The organism is Chryseobacterium ginsenosidimutans, from assembly GCF_039536845.1.
Lineage (GTDB): Bacteria > Bacteroidota > Bacteroidia > Flavobacteriales > Weeksellaceae > Chryseobacterium > Chryseobacterium ginsenosidimutans_B.
The window spans coordinates 840,666-862,240 of sequence record NZ_BAAAZJ010000010.1 but is presented as its reverse complement, the minus strand read 5'-3'; the positions used below and the strand labels follow the sequence as shown (position 1 = coordinate 862,240).

Here is a 21,575-nt window from a genome sequence, read left to right as displayed (position 1 = left end):
GGAATTTTTTCCGCCCTTTATTCAAATATAAGAAGCATGAAAAAAGAAATTATTTTATTTTTAACGATTTGTTCTTTACACATTTTCGGGCAAAAAATAAATTTTAACCCTACTATAAGGGTAAATTATGACTCATCATTAAAATTCGGTGAAAAATTTCAACAATTTCAAAAATTTGTATTAGTTGGAAATTCTCAGGATTATTATTTTGCTGCGGGTCAAAATTATCTTAATGATACAGGTCAGTATAAAGCAAAAGCAGGAATAGACCTACAAACAGTAAGTGATTATTTTCAGGAAAGATTAATAAAAACCGAAGGAAATACAAATATTTTTTTTAGATATGGAGAAGATAAAATTCGTTATGAAGAAAAAGTAAATCTGAAGTGGGTTCTATATGCGGAAACTAAAATGATAAATGGTGTAAAGTGTCAAATGGCAGCGACTAATAAATATGGCAGAAGATGGATTGCCTATTTTTCTAAAGATTATCCTCAATCTTTGGGACCATATAAATTTACAGGTTTACCGGGATTGATATTTGAACTGTATGATACGAGAGATGATTATCATTTCACATTGACAAAGATCGAAAGGTTTACAGATGATTTTACCTTCAGCCTTTCCGCGTTCAAAGATTATTCAAAAGACAAATATTTAAAAGCTAAATATAATTTAGAAAATACATTTTTAGCTTTTCCTGGGCTAGAGATAAATGCAGAGGAAAGAAAATATTACCAATCTCTTTTAGATAAGAGGAAAAAAATGTTTAATAATCCATTAGAACTAAAGCCTTTTGAGTAAAACTTCATTTTAATAATAGAATTTTAACTTTATTTCATTTCATCAATAACGGCTCGAAACCATACTGTTTTTAAAAGCAAAAGAAAAATGTGAAAGATCTTCAAATTAATTTCTATTTTTACCAAAACCCCAATTATGTCTTGGAATGCATTTGATTTTATAGATCTTGTTCTTGATCTTTTAGAGTTGATATTTACCGGATCTAAAAGAAAAGACAATAAATAGAGACTGTTTCAAAAAGTAAGCAGTCTCTATTTTTCTATTTTACTAAAGACGGCGCAAAACCATACTGCTTTTTGAAAGCAAAAGAAAAATGCGAAAGATCCTCAAAACCGACTTCCATAAAAACATCCGACGGCTTTTTATTTTTTTCAATTAAATGATAATATGCCAGTTCCAGCCGCTTTTGGGTAAGCCAACGTTGAGGTGTCGTCTGAAAAATTTTCCTGAAATCTCTGTTAAAAGTAGATAAACTTCTCCCTGTCAAATATCCGAATCTTTCCAGAGACATATTGAACATATAATTTTTCTCCATGAAATTGATGAGGTCAATCTTTCCGGGTTCATTAAAATCGGCAAGAACTGAGTCGATGTTTTTATCTATTTCCCTTAAAATACTGATAGCTTCGGTGATTTTTAAAGCTGCAATATTTTCAGGAAGAGAATCTTTCATATCAAAATAAGGAATCAATGAAGCGAGACAGCTTTCCAGTAAAGGATGTTTGTCGAAACTGTGAATTTTTACTTCCTCACGAATGTTTTTTTCCTTAATCTCAATATTGGAATAAAAATCTTTCAAAAATTCTTTCGTAAGATGCATTACAACAGCTTTGTGCGGAAGTCCGTCTTTTGGATAATTAATGATCGTCGCCAAATGATTTCTCGGAATCAGAAAAATATCACCGGCTTTAAAAAGATAAGATTTATCAGCCTGAATGATTTTCGTTTCTCCGGAAATAAACCAAACCAGCATATGAAATTCGAAAACCGTTTCTGTTTTGAAAAGCTTGTCATCATACGTTGAAAGTTTGATATCGGGTGTGATATATTTAATTTGAAAATCCATTTTTAGCTCATTTTCAGGAATAAATTTAATGAAAACAAATTTACTCTACATTGAATTTTATACCAATCATTTCTTCGCTCAATTTCCAAAGGCGTTCTGCATTTTCGTGATCGATAGAATAAGACTGAACTCCTCTGATTGTTGATGGCTCATCATATCTGTGCTCAATTTGTCCGTTGTCGATTTCTGCAATATCACAGTTTTCACAATAAACACCGCCAATATTTTCAAGAATCGGACTGGTAGCACACCAAACCGTTGTGGCAGCACCTTGCGGGATGGTTTTTAATTTGGCTTCCACTTCAGGTTTTATTTTTCCGTTTTCGTTATGAGTTCCCATCTGAATAAACAAATCGATCGGCTCTTCTCTGCCCAAATCTGTTCCGTAAACAGAACCGGGATGCAAAGAATAAGCTCTCACATTGAATTTTTTTGTTCTTTCATCCAAAGCAACAGCAAATAAATTGCTCGCCGTTTTCGACTGTCCGTAACCCAATAAAGTCTGATATTCTCTGTTTTCGAAATTCGGATCTTCAAAATCGAAAGGGGACATCTGATGTCCGTAAGAAGATACATTAATAATTCTTGCTCCATCGGTTTTTTTCAAAGCTTCCCATAATTTTGCAGTAAGGTGAAACTGTCCCAAATAATTCGTTGCCAACTGTGATTCAATTCCTCGGCTGTCTCTTTTTAAAGGAACCCACATAATTCCGGCGTTGTTAATCAATAAATCTAATTTTCTGCCGGAAGAAATGAACTTTTCAGCAAAAGCATCAATGGATTTAGGATCAATTAAATCCAGTTTTTCAATTTCAATGTTTTGAATTCCTTCAAGATTTTTCTTTGCTTTTTCAAGATCTCTTGCAGGAACGATCACGGTTGCACCTGCTTCTGTCAATATTTTTGTTGTTTCCAAACCAATTCCGGCATAACCACCTGTAACGATTGCAATTTTTCCTGTAAGATCAATTCCGCTAATGACTTCTTGAGCTGTTGAATGTGCATTAAACCCAGAATTGATCGGTTGTTGTAAATTATTAAGTCTCATTTTTAAATTGTTTTAAAATTTTGTTGAGACAAAGTTATGGTGGGAATGAATTTTTGATTTTGTTTAAAATGTCAATTTGTTTTGTTTAAAGTTTCAGTTTGGATTTAAATTGATTATCCAATCAGATTTAATTAATAATTAGTATTCGCGCTGTCATCCTGAGGCTCTCGAAGGATCTTTTGAATAAGGCTTCGAGAACCTCAGCCTGACAGAGTGTGTAATTTTTTAAACTATTGAATTTTTATAGAAGCAAACAATTAGTATTCGCAATGTCATCCTGAGGCTCTCGAAGGATCTTTAATAAGGCTTCGAGAGCCTCAGCCTGACAGCGTGTGTAATTTTAAACTATTGAATTTTTACTAAATCAAACAATTAGTATTCGCAATGTCATCCTGAGGTTCTCGAAGGATTTTTTAATAGGGCTTCGAGAGCCTCAGCCTGACAGCGTGTGTAATTTTTTAAACTATTGAATTTTTACTAAATCAAACAATTAGCATTCGCAATGTCATCCTGAGGCTCTCGAAGGATCTTTTTAATAGGGCTTCGAGAGCCTCAGCCTGACAGCGTGTGTAATTTTTAAACTATTGAATTTTTACTAAATCAAACAATTAGCATTCGCAATGTCATCCTGAGGCTCTCGAAGGATCTTTTGAATAAGGCTTCGAGAACCTCAGCCTGACACAACGTGTGTAATTTAAGGTATTGAATTTTTACTAAATCAAACAATTAGTATTCGCAATGTCATCCTGAGGCTCTCGAAGGATCTTTTTAATAGGGCTTCGAGAGCCTCAGCCTGACAGCGTGTGTAATTTTTTAAACTATTGAATTTTTACTAAATCAAACAATTAGCATTCGCAATGTCATCCTGAGGCTCTCGAAGGATCTTTAATAAGGCTTCGAGAGCCTCAGCCTGACAGCGTGTGTAATTTCTTAAACTATTGAATTTTTTAGAAATAAACATTTAGTATTCGCAATGTCATCCTGAGGCTCTCGAAGGATCTTTTGAATAAGGCTTCGAGAACCTCAGCCTGACAGCGTGTGTAATTTAAGGTATTGAATTTTTACTAAATCAAACAATTAGTATTCGTGCTGTCATCCTGAGGCTCTCGAAGGATTTATTTATTAGGAGTTCTTCTTTTAGAAAGATTGGGAAGTTTTTCCCATTCATCATTAATAATGGCTTCTTTCTTTTTTCTACTCCAGCCTTTTACTTGTTTTTCAAAAGCTATCGCTTGATTAACATCATTAAATTCTGTATGAAAAACTACCTCAACTGGTCTTCTTGTGTAGGTATACGAATCGGGGCTGATCCCTTCTTGATGATATTGTAATCTTTGTTCAATATTGTTTGTAACACCTGTGTAATAGGAATTGTCGGAACATTTAAGAATGTAAACGTAGTATTGTTTCATGTTGTGTTTTTATTTGGTTAAAAATAATAATTTTTTTGAAATAGGGCTTCGAGAACCTCAGCCTGACAGAGTGTGTAATTTTAAACTATTGAATTTTTATAGAAGCAAACAATTAGTATTCGCAATGTCATCCTGAGGCTCTCGAAGGATTTTTTAATAGGGCTTCGAGAGCCTCAGCCTGACAGCGTGTGTAATTTTGAACTATTGAATTTTTTAGAAATAAACAATTAGTATTCGCAATGTCATCCTGAGGTTCTCGAAGGATTGTCCAATAAAATACCAAAGAAGATAATTTAAACTTCAAATATTATTTTATTATTCTTTCCGTTTAATTATTACAAAACAAGTTTGCGCATTCATCCGTGAATAAGTAATTTTGAAAAATTTTCAGATTTGAAACCTACAATTTCCATCATCGTTGCTATTTTTAATCGTAAAGACGAGCTTTTCGAACTCCTGACTTCTCTCACTGCACAGACAGATAAAGAGTTTGAAATCATTATTGTGGATGATGGTTCTTTAATTGATTTAAAACCTACTATTGCAAAATTTGAAGAATTCTTAAGCATAAAATATTTCCGAAAAGATAATTCCGGACCGGGTTTATCAAGAAATTACGGAGCAAAAAGAGCTTTAAACGAATGGCTGGTTTTTGTGGACAGCGACGTGATTGTAGAAGAAGATTATATCGAAAATATTAAAAAGAGCATTGTTGAAATTCCTTGTGATGCTTTTGGTGGAGCTGATAAAGCGCATAAGGGGTTTAATTTGATGCAGAAAGCGATTTCTTATTCTATGACGTCAGTTTTTACAACGGGAGGAATTCGTGGAAATAAAAAAGCGGTTTCAAAATTCCAGCCCAGAAGTTTTAATATGGGAGTGAAAAAAGAAGTTTTCGAAAAAGTCGGCGGTTTTTCTGAAATGAGAATAGGAGAGGATCCTGATTTATCGATGACACTTTGGGAGAATGGTTTTACGACGGCTTTTTTTGATACCATTGCAGTATATCACAAACGTAGGGTAGACTTCGGAAAGTTTTCAAAACAAGTCTACCAGTTCGGTTGTGCAAGACCGATTCTTAACCAGAGACATCCGAATTATGTGAAAATTTCATTTGCTTTTCCTACATTGTTCATGTTAGGTTACATAATGGGATTTTTGGAGTATTTTATTTTAGGAAGAGGAATTATTCTGGCTTTTTATGGTTTGTATACTTTTATGGTACTTTTCCATGCCTTATTTGTTACTAAAAATATAAGTATTGCCGGAATGGCGGTAATTTCCACCTATATCCAAATGTTTTCTTACGGATACGGCTTTTTGAAATCATGGATTTTATTAAATGTTTTCAGAATGAAACCGGAAGATGCTTTCCCAAAACATTTTCATAAAAATTAATTTAAAACAAAAGCTGTCGAATCAACAACAGCTTTTATTAACAATAATTAGAATATAGAGATAGCTTCATGGCTGAGAACACCTGTTTTTAGCATGCATTCTCTCATCTTTTCATAAGTTCGCTTGATGTCATGATCCAAACCGATTGAAAACCTGATCAATCCATCGGAAATTCCCATTGCTTCTCGCTCTTCTTCAGGTATTTCAGACGAAGTTGAGCTTCCTGAGCAAGAGAATAAAGTTTTGTAAAATCCTAAACTTACCGCCAGATAACCCAGATTTTCCTGCTGCATCATTTCCATTAATTCATTGGCTTTATCGGTAGTTCCTGCATCTAAAGTTAACAGTCCACCAAATCCGTATTCTTCATGCATTATGCTTTTCATTAATTCATGATTTTTATGGGATTTTAATCCTGGATAAGAAACTTTTAAACCATCTTGCTCAAATCTTTTTGCCAAATACATGGCGTTGTGGCTATGCTGCTTCATTCTGATGTGAAGCGTTCTCAGGTTTTTCAAAATACTTGCAGAGCGGAGACTGTCCATTGTTGGTCCCAACAACATACAAGCTCCAGTATTTACATTTTTTGTATCATTAATGAATTCCTGGGTTCCACAGTAAACTCCGCCTACCGTATCGCTGCTTCCGTTAATAAACTTCGTTAAAGAATGAATCACAACATCTGCTCCCAATAAAGTTGGTGAGATGGAAAGTGGCGAAAAAGTATTGTCAACAATCAGTTTTAAGTTGTGTTTTTTACAGATTTCTGACAATTTTCTCAAATCTGAAACCTCCAAAAGAGGATTGCTCACACTTTCGCAATATATAATTTTTGTGTTTTCCTGTATTGAATTTTCAATAGACTCAAAATTGTTGATATCCAGAAAAGTCGTTTCTATATTGAATGGAGGGAGAAAATTTTTCAAGAAAGCAAACGTTCCGCCGTAAATTGTTCTGCTGGAAATAATATGATCTCCACTTTTACAAACCTGCATCAATACGGAAGTTATAGCTCCCATTCCTGAAGCGGTAACATTGGCTGTTTCAGTATTTTCCAGTTTTGCCAATGCCTGTGAAAGATACAGATTCATCGGTGAAGAATGTCTAGAATAAAGATAACATCCGTCTGCATTGCCTTCAAAGGTATCAAACATTGTTTTTGCAGAAAGGAAAGTATAAGTAGAACTGTCTGAAATAGATGGATTTACTCCACCAAATTCCCCGAAATATTGTAGATCCTGAATTTCGTTTGCAGCATTAAAGTCTTTCATATGTACTTAGATTTTTGTCTGCTAAATTTGAATTAATTGCAGAATTATTACAACATAAATTTAATTTATTAGAATATAAATCTATTTAACTTTGATTTAATAGAAATAAAGTTTATTATATTTGGAAATCGTAAACTTTTAACAAAAATTTATCTATGACCTTCGACGAAATCGATAAAAAACTGCTTTTATTTTTACAGGAAGATTCAAAACAAACTACCAAAGAACTGTCTTATAAGTTAGGATTATCAGTTACGGCTGTTTATGAGCGCATCAGAAAAATGGAAAATACAGGGGTGATTTCCAAATACGTTGCGATTCTTGACCGACATAAAATCAGCAGAGATTTTATTGTTTTGTGTCATGTGAAATTAACACAGCATAAAAAAGAATACGTTCTTCAGTTTGAAAAAGAAGTGATGAACTTACAGGAAGTTACAGAATGTTTTCATGTGAGCGGAGATTACGATTATATCCTAAAAATCGGTGTAAAAGACATGGAAGATTACCGGAATTTTATGTTGTCAAAGCTCACGACATTGCAGCATATTTCAAGCACTCACAGTTCTTTTATGATTTCTGAGGTGAAAAATACGACGGCAATTGTTTTGTAATTTTTACATTAAAACTCCATTTTTAGAAGCAATCGGATCGGGAAGATCAGTCTCTCCTGTCATTTGAAGAAGATCAATCTCAATCGTTCTGCAAATCGAAAGTATGGGAACGTCGAACATCAATCCGGCAAAAGGATTTTCAGAATAATCTCCCACCAATTCCATGATAATATAGATCCAGCCAATTGTGATACAAAACGGAATGGATGTCCAGATTCCCCAATCTCCCAATTTTGCAAATTCGCTCACCAAACCTAACGGAAGCAGCATAATAAAAAGAACATTAAAAACAAATGCAGTGCTTGCAAACTGTCTTGGAGAAGGAAACTTTTTGATTCTTTCTGCCTGTCCCTGAAATCCGTAGAATTCATTTAAACATGTCTGCAGCTGAGTTTGATTGAAATCTGAAATAGCTTTAAGATTTTTTAATTCATTCACATCTTTTGCCTGTTGAGAAATCAGGTAAGTTGCAAAATTTTTATAGTGAGACTGAAGCTCGGCTTCCTCTTCCGAAAGATATTTATTAAGAAAAATCGGAGTTCTCCCATAATCAGGAAATCCTGCTTTGATCAATCTGTTACGTCTTTGATTAATGTTGTTATGTGAATGCTCTTCCTCAGCGCTGATGTGTTCCCATTCCGTTGGAACCAAAAGCTGTTCACGAAAAGCGTACAACCAGGCAATATGTCGGTAAACGATTTTCTTTCTTCGGTCTTGAAGGTCAAAAGTTCCTATGTCTTCATTTTCTGTATTAAAAGCATAGACCATTGAAGCGAACGATCGGCTTGAATTCACAATTCCGCCCCAGATTTTTCTGGCTTCCCAAAGTCTGTCGTATGCCTGATTGTTTTTGAAACCAACCAAAAATGCCTCAGCAGTACCGATTAACGCCACCGGAACCCAAGGAATAATCATCCATTCCCAATGAAAAAAGTGAAATAAAATAGCAATCAATGTGCACCAAATTGAAATCCAGATCAGATGAATTCCCGATAGATTAAGAACCTGTTTGTAATTGACGTATTTTGTAGTGATCATAAGTGTTCCTGAAATTTGTAATCCAAGTTATTAAAAATTAACAACAAGACACAAAAAACCTCTAAAATATTTTAGAGGTCTTATATTTTTTATCTGATTAATATTTCAGCATTTCTTCAATTTTTGCGGAAAGTTTTTCTGCGTTTGGAAGCATCTCTTTTTCCAGAATTAAATTGATCGGAACAGCCGGAGTATCCAAAGATCCCATTGTTTCAACCGGGGCATCAAGATATTTGAAGCAGTTCTTCGAAATTCTGTGCGCAAAGGCTTCGGCGAATGAATTATTTAACTGCTCTTCTGTTAAAACGATACATTTTCCGTGAGCTTTTACTCTTTCGAAAACCAGTTCTTCATCAAGAGGAATTAATGTTCTCAAGTCAATAACTTCAACTCTTCCGTTAAAGTTTTTCGCAGCTTCTTTAGCCCAATAAACGCCCATTCCGTACGTTACCACCAATAAAGTTCTGCCTTTTTCAGTCTCCTCTTTGTTTGCTTCGATAATTACTTTTCCTTTTCCGAAAGGTAAAATGTAATCTTCTGCAGGTTCGATTGTTTTTGCATCTTCAGTCCCCGGAACCTTACTCCAGTAAAGACCTTTATGCTCCAACATTATCACCGGATTCGGATCGTAGTAAGCAGCTTTTAATAATCCTTTGAAATCTGCCGCATTACTTGGATAAGCGATTTTAATCCCTTTAATATTCGCTAAAATACTTTCAACGCTTCCACTGTGATAAGGACCGCCACCTCCGTAAGCTCCGATCGGAACACGGATGATATTGCTTACAGGAAATTTACCCTGGCTTAAATAACTTGATTTTGAAATTTCCGTAATCAACTGATTGATTCCCGGATAGATATAGTCTGCAAACTGCACTTCAACAATTGGTTTCAAACCAACTGCACTCATCCCTGTTGTAGAGCCAATAATATATGCTTCCTGAATCGCTGTATTGAAAACTCTCTTACTTCCGAATTTCTTTCCTAAAGTCACCGTTTCACGGAAAACCCCACCGATTCTTTCTCCAACATCTTGTCCGTACAACAAAGCTTCAGGATGTTTCCACATAATCTCCTGAATCGCATGAATGGCTGCATCAACCATTACGATTTTTTCTCCACCTTCAGGTTCACGGGTTCCCACTTCTTCCGTAATCGGAGTCGGAGCGAAAATATGTTGCATCACCGTTTCAGGTTTCGGGTCTTCAGCTTTTTGAGCTCTTTCGAAAGCTTCTTCAACTTCAAAACGCGCTTTTTTAGTAATTTGTTTTAATAATTCTTCATCAACTCCAGATTCAATCAATTGATTTCTAAGGATTTCTCCCGGATCTTTTGCTCTGTGCTTCGTTAAATCTTCCTCATCTCTGTAAAATTCTCTTCTTACTCCGGAAGTGTGGTGACCAATCAACACTGTTTTTGCACAGACAACTAAAGGTTTTCTTTCAGTTCTTACAAAATCAACCGCTTTTTTCATCACTTCGAAACTTTCAATGAAATCGGTTCCGTCCACTCTCATTCTGCTTAGACCAGTGAAACCAGCCACAAAATCGTAGGCATCACAAGTTCTTGCTTCTTCTTTCGTTACAGAAATTCCCCATTCATTATCCTGAACAAGGAAAATGATCGGAAGCTGATGCAACGCTGAAAACTGAAGTGCTTCACTCACTTCACCTTCTGTTACCGAATTGTCTCCAAGACTGCAAACTACAACCGGATTGTTTTCAAATTGTTGTAAATTAAAATCCTGAATATATTTTATTCCCTGAGCAACTCCAGCCGTCGGAATAGTCTGCATTCCTGTTGCCGAACTCTGATGAATGATTTTTGGTTTGTCTTCATCTCTGCTTGAAGGGTGAGAATAATAAGATCTGCCTCCGGAAAAAGGATCATCAGCTTTTGCCAATAACTGCAGCATCAATTGATAAGGTTCGAAACCGATTCCCAAAAGAATACTTTCGTCTCTGTAGTAAGGAGAAACCCAGTCTTCTTTTTTTAACTGATAAGCTGTTGCCAACTGTATGGCTTCATGACCTCTTGATGTACTATGAACATATTTTGTAACATTTCTGTTTTCTTCGTAAATGTCTGCCATAGCTTTTGCAAGCATCATGTGGTTGTAGGCCTTAAGCAAAATGTCCTGTGAAACTTTCTCGTGAAGTGTATTTTCCATAGAAAGCAAAGATAAACAAAAAATCAAAATACTAACAATCGTTAGTGTTTTTGGGGTAATTGAATGATTTTCATTGAGTTTTCATTGAGATAATTGGGTTAAAGTTAATTTAAGATACTCCAATATATATGCTGTGATTCGGAATGATTTATAAAACTAATTTCAAAAGACAAAAAATTGAAGTAACTTTACATTCTCTTTTAATTAAAAGCTGAAAAAAGTTACATGTATTTAGTTTTTGACACAGAAACCACAGGTTTACCAAAGAATTTCAACGCTCCGCTTTCAGACTCAGACAACTGGCCAAGAATGGTACAGATTGCGTGGCAGTTGCATGATGATGACGGAACTTTGATCGAAAATCAGGATTATATTATAAAACCTGAAGGATATGATATTCCCTTTAATGCTGCGAGAATTCACGGGATTACAACGAAAATTGCCAATGAGGAAGGTCGTGATCTTGAAGAAATTTTAAATGAATTTGCTAAAGTTTTAGATCGAGTAAGAGTAGTTTCCGGGCACAATGTTGAGTTTGATTACAATATTGTAGGCGCAGAATTTTACCGAAAAAATATAAAAGACAATCTTCAGGAAAAACCAAAAGCCGATACCATGATTTTGGGTACGGACTATTGTAAACTTGGAGGAGGTCGTGGAGGCAAATACAAGTCTCCGAAACTGGAAGAATTATACGAAAAATTATACGGTCATAAGTTTGATGAAGCCCACAACGCAGCAGCCGACGTAAATGCAACCGCTCAGGTTTTCTTCGAAATGATGAGAATCGGGGTGATTCCTGCTGAAATTTTGAAAACTTCGGAAGATCAGCTTGCCTATTTCAAAACGCTTCATCCGGATCCGATTAAACCTTTCGGAATTGTTATCCGGAGACAGGTTGCAGACTTTAACAACAAGAAAAAACAATCCGATGTCGGAAGTATTGATGATATTGATCTTGGAAGATATTTCAATTTTGATAATCACAGTGTTTTTTCAACATTAACGGCAACTTCAAGCATTAATGATCTGATTAAAAAAGCTACTGATGATAATTTTCCTGCCGTCGGAATGGTGGATTTAGGAAATATGATGGGTGCCTTCAAATTCGTTTCTGCAGTTGAAGGAGCAAATGGAGACAGGGCGAAAAAACATAAAGAATATTTAGCAAAAAAACAGGAAGCAGAAGAAAACGGCGAAGAATTCAATGAAGAAGAACCGGTTTCAGAACCATTGATTCCTGTTGTGGGTTGCGAATTTTATATTTCTGACCGTTACGAGCAGAAGCAGTTTACAAAAGACGATCCAGACAGAAGAACGCAGGTTGTTTTGCTGGCGAAGGATTTTAATGGATATAAAAACTTGGCAAAACTTTCAAGTATCGGTTTTTTAAAGGGATTTTATTTTGGAGTTCCGAGAATCAGCCGAGAATTGATTGCTGAATATAAAGAAGGGCTTATCGCTTTAACTTCGGGGATTCTGGGAGATATTCCCGATGCGATTTTAAATACCGGTGAACAGAAAGGGGAGGAGCTTTTCAAGTGGTGGAAAGATACTTTTGAAGACGATTTTTATGTTCAGATCCAAAATCATAAACTGCCTGAAGAAGAACATTTAAATGATGTTTTACTGCATTTTGCAGATAAATATAATGTTAAAATTTTAGCTCAGAACGAAACTTTTTATTCCAATAAAGACGATTCTAATATTCAGGATATTGTAAGTTGTATCAAAGACGGTGAAAAATTAACGACACCTGTCGGAAAAGGCTTCGGAAAAAGAAGAGGTTTGGCAACAGGTGAATATTATATGAAAAATTCTCATGAAATCAAGGAAACTTTTCTGGCTTATCCGGATGCTTTTGATGCTTATGAAGAATTTACAGCGAAATTTAAACCTTATACTTTAAAAAGAGACGTTTTACTTCCGAAATTTGATATCCCTGAAGAATTTATTCATGCCGAAGATGAAATTGATGGCGGAAAACGTGGTGAAATGGCTTATCTTACTCACTTAACCTATGAAGGTGCGAAAAAAAGATATGCTGCAACAGGAATTACAGATGAAATTAAGGAACGTCTTGATTTTGAATTGGATGTAATTGCCAACACAGGTTATCCCGGTTACTTTTTGATTGTACAGGATTTCTGTAACGAAGCCCGAAATATGGGCGTCTGGGTTGGTCCGGGTCGTGGATCTGCAGCAGGTTCCGCCGTTGCTTATACGATTGGAATTACCAATGTTGATCCTATTAAATACGATCTCCTTTTTGAGAGATTCCTGAATCCTGAGAGGGTTTCGATGCCCGATATTGATATTGATTTTGATGATGAAGGTCGAGATAAAATTATCAAATGGGTAGTTGAAAAATATGGTAAAAATCAGGTCGCGCAAATTATCACTTACTCAGTTTTGGGTGGAAAATCGGCAATTAAAGATGCTGGAAGAGTGTTGGATTTACCGATTCCGGACACAATTAATATTACTAAACTGATTCCTCCAAGTCCGGGAATGAATATAGCGAAAGCTTTAGCAAAATATGATAAATTAAAACCCGAAGAACAGATGCTCGTTGATGAAATGAGATATGTTCTTAATACCCCGGATGATCAGCGTCACGATGTACTGTCGAGTGCCAAAAAAATGGAAGGCTGTATCAGAAACACCGGAATTCACGCTTGTGGAGTGATTATTACACCTGAAGATGTGAGTAATCTGGTTCCTGTGACAATTGCGGCAAAAGATGCCGATATTTTGGTATCGCAGTTTGACAACTCGGTGGCGGAAAGTGCGGGTCTTCTGAAAATGGACTTTTTAGGTCTGAGAACTTTGACCATTATTAAAGATGCTTTAAAATTGGTGAAAGCCAGACATGGAATTGACATTAATCCCGACGATATTGAACTTGATGACGCAAAAACGTATCAATTATTTAAGGAAGGAAGAACGGTAGGGATTTTCCAGTATGAAAGTCCGGGGATGCAAAAGTATATGAGAGAGCTTAAACCGACGGTTTTTGCCGATCTTATTGCCATGAATGCCCTTTATCGACCTGGTCCGATTAAATATATTCCGAACTTTATTAACAGAAAACACGGAATCGAGGAAATTGTCTACGATTTACCTGAAACCGAAGAATATTTAAAGGAAACCTACGGAATTACCGTTTATCAGGAGCAGGTAATGCTTTTATCCCAAAAACTGGCAAACTTTACAAAAGGTGAAGCCGATACACTGAGAAAGGCGATGGGTAAAAAGCAGATCGACGTTCTGAACAAAATGTATCCTAAATTCATTGAAGGAGGAAGAAAAAATAATCTTAATGAGGAAAGATTAGAAAAAATATGGAATGACTGGAAAGCTTTTGCGGAATATGCCTTCAACAAATCTCACTCAACCTGTTATGCTTTAATTGCTTATCAGACAGCCTATTTAAAAGCAAATTATTCTGCAGAATATATGGCAAGTGTTATGAGTAATAACATTAATAATACTGAATCTATTACCATGTTCATGGAAGATTGTAAAAGTATCGGAGTTGATGTTTTGGGTCCTGATGTAAATGAATCTCAATACAAATTTTCGGTAAACGAAAAAGGGCAGATTCGTTTTGGATTGGGAGCGATTAAAGGAATTGGAGAAGGTCCGAGTGAAGCGATTACGAGAGAGAGAGCCAACGGAAGATTTAAAAATATATACGATTTCTTTGAGCGGATTTTACCTTCTCAAATGAATAAAAGAGTATCTGAAAGTTTAGTATTGGCAGGAGCTTTTGACGAACTGGATTCTTTCCACAGAGGTCAGTATTTCGATATTGATATGGCAGGAAGAACCAATTTGGAACGATTGATCAGATACGGACAAAGCTTTCAGGAGAGTAAAAATGAGATGGAACATTCTCTTTTTGCAGATTTTGCGGAAGAAGTTCAGATCGAACAGCCCAAATTAGCACCTTGTCCGGAATGGCCAAACATGCATAAACTTAATAAAGAAAAAGAAATTATAGGTTTCTATCTTTCTGCACATCCTTTAGATGAGTTTAAATTTCAGTATCAGTTTATGCAGGGACAGCTTTCTAAAAATGCCGTTCTGGAAAAGGATCAGGACGAAAAAATTATAGATGAAATTCCGATTTTAGAAAAGGATTCTGTGGATGAAGTGGCAGATCTTATAGAAATTGTTTCTGATGATCTGGAAGTCGGCGAAGAAGAAATTATTGAAGAAGTTAAGAAAAAAGCAGAACCGAAAGGCGTTTTCCACTTTTTGAATCTGGATGAGGTCGATGCCTATAAAGAACAGGCTTTTGCGAATAAGCAGGAAGAATTGTTTGAAGAAAAGAAAAAAGACTGGAAAACGTTGCAAAAAGAAAGAGAAAATGGAGGTGGCGGAAAAGAATATACAGTTGCTGGCTTGATTACAGAATATGTTGTAAAAGATGGTTTCAGAAGTGGTGAAAAGGTAGCTTTTGTCACGTTGGAAGACTATTCGGGATCGTATTCTTTCAGGTTGGGAGACCGGGATTATATGAAGTTGAAGGAAAAGCTTGAAGTTCAGAGATTTGTTATTTTAAAAATAAAATTTGCTCAGGTAAAAGACGGACGTGTTTTTGTGAATGTGAATGAAGTAATTGAGCTTCAGGAGGCTTTTGAAAGATTTGCCAAAAGTATTTCTTTAGTGATGGATGTGATGGATTTCAGACCGGAAGATTTGGCCTTTTTCAGAACAGTTTTGGAAAGAAACCAGGGAAATCAAAAACTGAAATTTTATATAAAAAATGTCGATGAAGATTCTAAAACTGAGCATTTAGAAGTGCAGTCAATGAAACATTCGGTTAATTTGAATGGTGATCTGATTAAAGAAATTCAATTGCTCAATAAATATGAATTTTATCTGAATTAAGGATTTTAAAAGCTTAGTTTAAATTTAAAGTGATTATAAACGCTCAAAAACCAATACAAGTCTGATAAGAGTTATAATCACTTTAAAAAAAACTTCGATGTAACTTTATTTATTATGTTAAGTGAAGTTTTATATTATATTACACTACGGGAAATTAATTAGTTCATTTTATAGAGACTGTCTCAAAAAGACAGTCTCTTTTTTTATAAATATTTTATGTTAAGTTGTATGGTGTTGTAATTCAAACATTTGTGAGTATAAAGCAACTGATTAATAAACAATGTGTTATAAATATTTATAAATTGTGATTATGGTAATTATTCAAATGATTGTTTAATAAAAGTGTATTAAATTCTTCTTTTTGTTGTTGAATGTTAATTATTTGTGAATTTTTGGTTAATTAAATTGAATTTTATTTATACTTTTACATCACCTAATTTTAATTTTTACTATTTATGAAGAAAACTTATCTTTGGCTCTTATTGATTTGCAGTTTTGCAACAATGAAAGCACAGACCACGTATTATTCTAAAGCCTCGGCCACGGATTTTACAAATGTGGCTTCGTGGGGAACCAATACTGATGGGACGGGCACGTCCCCTGGTTCTATTAGCAATGCGGACAATTTTGTTATTCAAAATGCTTCCGCAATGACACTTCCCGGAAATGCTTCAGTCAGACAGCTTACCATTAATACTGGAAGTTTAACTGTTGCAGCAAATATGCTTACGGTAGCAAGAAGTACAGGTAATAATAGTACTTTATTGGTTGCTGGAGGAACATTAAATTTATCAGGTACAGGAAACATTACTTTAAATGGTAATTTTTCTATGACTTCTGGTGCTATTAATCAAACTGGAGGAAGTATAGTATTAGATGGTAATGATAATAATACAGCGGCTTCTTCAGTACCTACAGGGACACATTTATTTAATATTACAGGAGGTACACCTAATTGTTCTGCGGGTACAATAACTATTGTAGATCCTGCAGTTAATACTTATACTGTTTCTACAGGAACAAACAGGTCTGTAAATATTGGAATAACAGCTGGGACAACATATTTTTCAGGAACACACACTTTTATTTTAGGGGATGGAATCAGTACTACTCCAGGAAATACAGATGGTTTTGTTGTAGAAACGTATTCAAGTGGTTATGCTCCTATTCAGAATTTAATAGTCAATGGAGGTGCGGTAACTGGTCGTTGGGGAGCAGCATCTAATAACAATTCTACAAGTTTTGGTTGTCACATTAAAGGAGACCTGACAATTAATACAGGTTCTGAATTTAGACAAATTTATACATTGGGTCTTTTTGCAGTAGGAGGAAACATTCTAAACAATGGAATACTTACAACTCTTGGATCTTCCGCAACTTCTGCATTAGTATTGGGTAGTAATGCTGCTTTTACAGTTACAAATGCTCAAACAGTTTCAGGGACAGGAGTATTTAGAAATGCAGCTTCTTCTCCCACAGCAAATTTTACCAATTTGACAATTAATAATCCGAGTGTTGGAGGAGTAACTTTTTCTGATGCGAACTCATTATTAAGTGGAACAAACACAGGTACTGTTTCAGGAACTTTAACACTTACTAATGGAGTCATCAATACAGGTTCTAATACATTTGTATTGGGAGTATCAGGTACAACATTAGGTACATTGTCTTATACTGCAGGGGGATTCAGTTCAGGCTCTACTTTTAGCAGATGGTATGGAACCACTGGATCGGGGACTACTATAGCGACAGCTACGGTTCCAACCCCAGGTGCAGGTACTTATCCTTTTGTGACGGGGAATTCAGGGTCTTACAATGCTGACCATTTTCACAGAGCTACAGCAGCCTTAACTACAGCAGGTCAAATGGCAGTTAAGTTCAACGGTGCTACGGGTACTTCTGCAATAACCCCTGTAACCGAAAATTCATCAACCTATGACAGGCAAACGAATGCTAATTGGGTAGTAACTACTTCTGCAGGATATGCTTCCTCTGCTGCACATACTCTTGCAATTCAAGGGCAAGGAACTTATACAACACCCACTATTGCAAATATTGCAGTATTAAACAATGGAACATTGGTAGGGACTGCCCAGGCAGGTACAAACCAGCCTATGGGGCAAAGAACTGCAATACCCGCTGCAAATATAGCAGCTACTTATACGTTAGGTTCGATTTCGTCAGAAAATCCTATAGAATCCGCACAATCAGGACCATGGGAAAGCGCAAGTACATGGGTAGGTGGAGTAGTACCTTCTTGTGCTACTGCAGGTATTCTTTCTGGGCATACAGTTACTGTATCTTCTTCTACAACGGCAACCCCAAATAATGTTATCATTAATTCAGGGGGAACTTTAGCAGTTACAGGAGGTTCTATTGCTGTAGGTTGTACTAATAAGAATAATTACATTACTAATAATGGTACAATGAATGTCTCAGGAGGTAGTGTTATTGTTAATGGTAATATTAATAATGCATCAGGCTCTACATTTACTCAATCAGCCGGAGATATTAAAATAGATGGTAACAGTGGTACAGTAGGTACTTCTGTATTAACAGGAACGCCTTTGTTATGGTTTCAAAGTAATACCCTTAATTTGACAGGAGGTAAAATTACTTTTGTTGCGGGTCATATTGGTACAGCAACTGCTGACAGAGTATTAACGTATGTGCCTACAGCAAGCCCTTTTCCTAATGTTACTACATCACATACAATTCAATTTGGAGATGGTGTTTCAACAGTTGCAAACAGTACTAAAGGTTTCGAAACTGCATTAGGAACCAGATTTTATTTTGGTAATGTTATTGTTAATACTTTGGCTTCTGCAAATGCTTTTGTAGTATCAAGTTCTACAACAGTAATTGTTAATGGAGATTTAACCGTAACTGCAGGAGAATACAGAGGAGGTACAACAGCTCAAATCATTGGAGGAAACATTGTTAATAATGGTACTTTAACTAATACAGGAATATTGACTTTTGGACAGGTAGCTCAAGCTAATATATCAGGTCCAACAGTAACTGCACAAACTATTGCTCAATCAATAAGTGGTTCAGGAGTATTCAGAAACTTAACAGCATCGCCTACAGCTAACTTTACCAGTATGACAATTAACAACTCGTCTGCAACAGGAGTTACTTTCTCTAATGCAAATTCATTGTTAAATGGTACAAATATCGGGACAGTTTCAGGAACTTTAACGATGACTACAGGTTTTGTAAATACAGGTGCTAATACTTTTATTTTAGGAACTTCAGCTACTTCTAACGGAACTTTATCATATACTGCAGGTGGCTTTAGTACAGGTAGCACTTTTGCAAGATGGTGGCCAACCACTACGGCTACTGGTGCAAGTATTGCTGCATCAACAACAACAGCTGCAACGGGAGCTGGAGTTTACCCATTTGCAACAGGAACAAGCACTGCATTTGCGGCTAGAAACATGTATTTGTATCAAAGTGCTGCTGCTACAACTGGTGGAAAAATTGCAGTACAATACAATGATGTTGCAGGAACAAATGCTGTAAGCATTGTAGACGGAGCTTATACTGTAGATACTCAAGCAAAATCTAATTGGATTGTTTCACAATCAGGGATTACAGGAACGCCTACTTATAGTATGGCAATAAACGGACAAAATATTTATGGTGCTGCTAATGGAAACAGCAGGATTACTTTAGCAGCAGCTCCAGCTTTTGGAACACACCAGACAGGAACAACTTATGTAAATGCACAAAGAACAGCTGTACCATTGGCTAATTTGGCTGACACTTATTACTTAGGTATTGCAGCTTCGGATATTCCTTTTGTATCTGTAGCAAATGGCAATTGGAGTGCTGCTGCTACCTGGAACAAAGGAACAGTGCCTACTTGTACAGATGTAGTGCAAATTGCAGCGGGTACTACAGTAACCGTAAACTCTGCAGGAAACGTATCTAAAAATGTTACAATTAATGCAGGAGGAACTTTAGTGAATGCTTCAGGAGATTTAACAGTAGGTTGTACATTGAACAATAATTTCCTTACAAACAACGGAACATTGACTGTTTCAGGAGGAATATTAAATATCAATGGGAATATAGCAATTAATTCAGGAGCTACATTCAATCAAAGTGGAGGTAATATTTCCGTAGATGGAAACAATGCAGGTTCAGCTATAGGAAGTGTGGCTTCTGGAACATATATTGTATATTTTGCTCCAACTGCTAATACAGATATTAATCTTACGGGAGGGATTTTTACCATTGTAGATCCACATTATAGTACTACTGAGACTTTCAGAGTGTCAGCTCCTACAGCAGGAGCAATTTCAGCTACGGGAACACATACGTTTAAATTTGGTGATGGAATCTCTACAGATAGTGGAGGAACTAATGGATTTTATTTTTACGGTTGGGCTGGAACAGGAATTTTTAAATTTAAGAATGTTATTTTAGAGACTGTTACTGGAGGATCAAATAGATTCTTTTTAATTAATGGAACATATTATAATTTTGTAATTAATGGAGATTTAACTATTAACCCTGGTGCAGAATTTAGAAATTCAGGAACTAATGCAACTACTGGAGCAAGTTATTTTTCAGGGAATATTATAAATAATGGTACATTTACAAATTTAGTGACAGTTTTTTTTGCAGATGCTACATCTGCTACATCTACTACTTTAACTGTTTCTGCATCAACAAATGCTCAAACTATTTCAGGGAGTGGTGTATTCAGAAATTTAACTGCGTCTCCTACTGCCAGCTTAAATAGTTTAACAGTAAACAATACAGGTACAGCTGGAGTTACATTGAATGTACCGTTATCGGTAAGTGGAACTTTAACACTGACAGCAGGAAAAGTAAATACAACTTCTACTAATTTATTGACATTGGGAACAGTAACAGCTGCCGGAACTCTATCGGGTGGATCAAGTACGGCATATATTACTGGACCTTTTGCCAGAACTATTGCTAATTCCAATACAAGTTATATTCATTATCCGGTTGGAAAAACGGCTTATGCGCCAATTTGGCTATCTCCTGCAACTACTGCAGTTGCTAATATGAAGGCAGAAGCATTTGATTCTAATTCAGGAACAGCATCTGCTACGATCCAAAATTTATCTACAACAAGAAGATGGGAAGCACCTTTAGTATCTGGTACTTTCTCAACAATTAATGTAAGATTGGGAGATAATGCAATTACAAATGTTAATTTCCCAGTAATTGCACCAACTGCAAGTGGAATGTATGATAGTTTATTTGGTACTACAGGTACTTATGCTGCTGGTACACCAAATACCACACAATCTACTACTGCATTAGCATCTGCTAGTTATACAGGTTTTCTGTCTTATGCAGAAATATCTTCTACACTTGGTACGAGCGAAACAATATCTAAAGAAAAAGGAATAAAAGTTTATCCTAACCCATTCTATGATACATTGAATATATCTGATGTTTCCAATGTTAAGAATGTTTTAGTAACTGATATTTCAGGAAGATTAGTTAAAACTATTGCAAATCCTTCTTCTGCTCTTCAATTGGGAGAATTGAAACAAGGAATGTATTTAGTTATACTAGAAATGAAAGATGGTTCTAGACAAGCATTTAAAGCAATCAAAAGATAATTTCTAAATAGATTTTATTTGAAATAATAGTAGCGGCTAAAATTTAGCCGCTATTTTTTTTATTTATTATTATGCATTGAATAGTTAATTTTTTAATAATATAAATGTTTAAGATTGAAATTAAAGAATAAATCATACAATGTTGATAAATTATTAAGTTATTGGATTATAATACATTAAGTAATTTATTTTAATTATTAATTTTTCAATAAAAGGTGAGTTTTATTTTAGATAATT

The 21,575-nt window shown here is 35.5% G+C and carries 11 protein-coding genes; 5 read left to right on the top strand and 6 right to left on the bottom strand.

Translation table 11 applies throughout. The features are described from left to right. Nucleotides 1–36 precede the first annotated feature (36 nt). Nucleotides 37–804 (top strand): GLPGLI family protein, encoded by a 768-nt coding sequence (locus ABD745_RS15775; protein ID WP_344832006.1) that lies wholly within the window; start codon nucleotides 37–39, stop codon nucleotides 802–804. Between the two features lie 259 nt (nucleotides 805–1,063). Here the strand turns inward: ABD745_RS15775 and ABD745_RS15770 are convergent, their stop codons facing one another. From ABD745_RS15770 to ABD745_RS15760, 3 genes are all read right to left on the bottom strand, one after another. Continuing rightward, nucleotides 1,064–1,870, bottom strand: coding sequence for a helix-turn-helix domain-containing protein (locus ABD745_RS15770; protein ID WP_344832004.1), 807 nt, complete (start codon nucleotides 1,868–1,870; stop codon nucleotides 1,064–1,066). Nucleotides 1,871–1,910: 40 nt separating this feature from the next. Further along, nucleotides 1,911–2,918, bottom strand: a complete 1,008-nt coding sequence (locus tag ABD745_RS15765; protein WP_344832003.1) for an SDR family NAD(P)-dependent oxidoreductase — start codon at nucleotides 2,916–2,918, stop codon at nucleotides 1,911–1,913. Nucleotides 2,919–4,033: 1,115 nt separating this feature from the next. Next, entirely contained in the window at nucleotides 4,034–4,330 is a 297-nt protein-coding gene (locus ABD745_RS15760) for a GIY-YIG nuclease family protein (protein ID WP_344832001.1), read from the bottom strand. Between the two features lie 393 nt (nucleotides 4,331–4,723). Between ABD745_RS15760 and ABD745_RS15755 the strand changes: the two genes are divergently transcribed. Next, the gene (locus ABD745_RS15755; protein ID WP_344832000.1) at nucleotides 4,724–5,728 is read left to right on the top strand and encodes a glycosyltransferase family 2 protein; all 1,005 of its coding nucleotides are present in this window, start codon (nucleotides 4,724–4,726) and stop codon (nucleotides 5,726–5,728) included. 47 nt (nucleotides 5,729–5,775) lie between these two features. Here the strand turns inward: ABD745_RS15755 and ABD745_RS15750 are convergent, their stop codons facing one another. After that, nucleotides 5,776–7,002: an aminotransferase class I/II-fold pyridoxal phosphate-dependent enzyme gene (locus ABD745_RS15750; protein WP_344831998.1), complete on the bottom strand. Its 1,227-nt coding sequence runs from the start codon at nucleotides 7,000–7,002 to the stop codon at nucleotides 5,776–5,778. A gap of 155 nt (nucleotides 7,003–7,157) precedes the next feature. Between ABD745_RS15750 and ABD745_RS15745 the strand changes: the two genes are divergently transcribed. Further along, entirely contained in the window at nucleotides 7,158–7,616 is a 459-nt protein-coding gene (locus tag ABD745_RS15745; protein WP_344831996.1) for an Lrp/AsnC family transcriptional regulator, read from the top strand. Between the two features lie 3 nt (nucleotides 7,617–7,619). On the opposite strand, the gene ABD745_RS15740 is transcribed toward ABD745_RS15745, so the two are convergent. Together ABD745_RS15740 and ABD745_RS15735 are read right to left on the bottom strand one after the other, a co-directional pair. Then, complete coding sequence (locus ABD745_RS15740; protein ID WP_344831993.1) at nucleotides 7,620–8,654, bottom strand: bestrophin family protein; 1,035 nt, start codon at nucleotides 8,652–8,654, stop codon at nucleotides 7,620–7,622. Nucleotides 8,655–8,751: 97 nt separating this feature from the next. Then, nucleotides 8,752–10,824 (bottom strand): alpha-ketoacid dehydrogenase subunit alpha/beta, encoded by a 2,073-nt coding sequence (locus tag ABD745_RS15735; protein WP_344831991.1) that lies wholly within the window; start codon nucleotides 10,822–10,824, stop codon nucleotides 8,752–8,754. A 225-nt stretch (nucleotides 10,825–11,049) separates the two neighbouring features. Here ABD745_RS15735 and dnaE point away from each other — a divergent pair, with 225 nt between their 5' ends. Both dnaE and ABD745_RS15725 read left to right on the top strand, forming a co-directional pair. After that, the gene (dnaE, locus tag ABD745_RS15730; RefSeq protein WP_344831988.1) at nucleotides 11,050–15,723 is read left to right on the top strand and encodes a DNA polymerase III subunit alpha; all 4,674 of its coding nucleotides are present in this window, start codon (nucleotides 11,050–11,052) and stop codon (nucleotides 15,721–15,723) included. Nucleotides 15,724–16,178: 455 nt separating this feature from the next. Beyond that, entirely contained in the window at nucleotides 16,179–21,338 is a 5,160-nt protein-coding gene (locus ABD745_RS15725; protein ID WP_344831985.1) for a T9SS type A sorting domain-containing protein, read from the top strand. Nucleotides 21,339–21,575 lie beyond the last annotated feature (237 nt).

What these genes read in the sequence shown, in the direction of transcription:
- ABD745_RS15735 (WP_344831991.1), bottom strand. Translation starts at nt 10,824, where the DNA reads ATGGAAAATACACTTCACGAGAAAGTTTCACAGGACATTTTGCTTAAG.
- ABD745_RS15770 (WP_344832004.1), bottom strand. Translation starts at nt 1,870, where the DNA reads ATGGATTTTCAAATTAAATATATCACACCCGATATCAAACTTTCAACG.
- ABD745_RS15760 (WP_344832001.1), bottom strand. Translation starts at nt 4,330, where the DNA reads ATGAAACAATACTACGTTTACATTCTTAAATGTTCCGACAATTCCTAT.
- ABD745_RS15745 (WP_344831996.1), top strand. Translation starts at nt 7,158, where the DNA reads ATGACCTTCGACGAAATCGATAAAAAACTGCTTTTATTTTTACAGGAA.
- ABD745_RS15775 (WP_344832006.1), top strand. Translation starts at nt 37, where the DNA reads ATGAAAAAAGAAATTATTTTATTTTTAACGATTTGTTCTTTACACATT.
- ABD745_RS15765 (WP_344832003.1), bottom strand. Translation starts at nt 2,918, where the DNA reads ATGAGACTTAATAATTTACAACAACCGATCAATTCTGGGTTTAATGCA.
- dnaE (WP_344831988.1), top strand. Translation starts at nt 11,050, where the DNA reads ATGTATTTAGTTTTTGACACAGAAACCACAGGTTTACCAAAGAATTTC.
- ABD745_RS15750 (WP_344831998.1), bottom strand. Translation starts at nt 7,002, where the DNA reads ATGAAAGACTTTAATGCTGCAAACGAAATTCAGGATCTACAATATTTC.
- ABD745_RS15740 (WP_344831993.1), bottom strand. Translation starts at nt 8,654, where the DNA reads ATGATCACTACAAAATACGTCAATTACAAACAGGTTCTTAATCTATCG.
- ABD745_RS15725 (WP_344831985.1), top strand. Translation starts at nt 16,179, where the DNA reads ATGAAGAAAACTTATCTTTGGCTCTTATTGATTTGCAGTTTTGCAACA.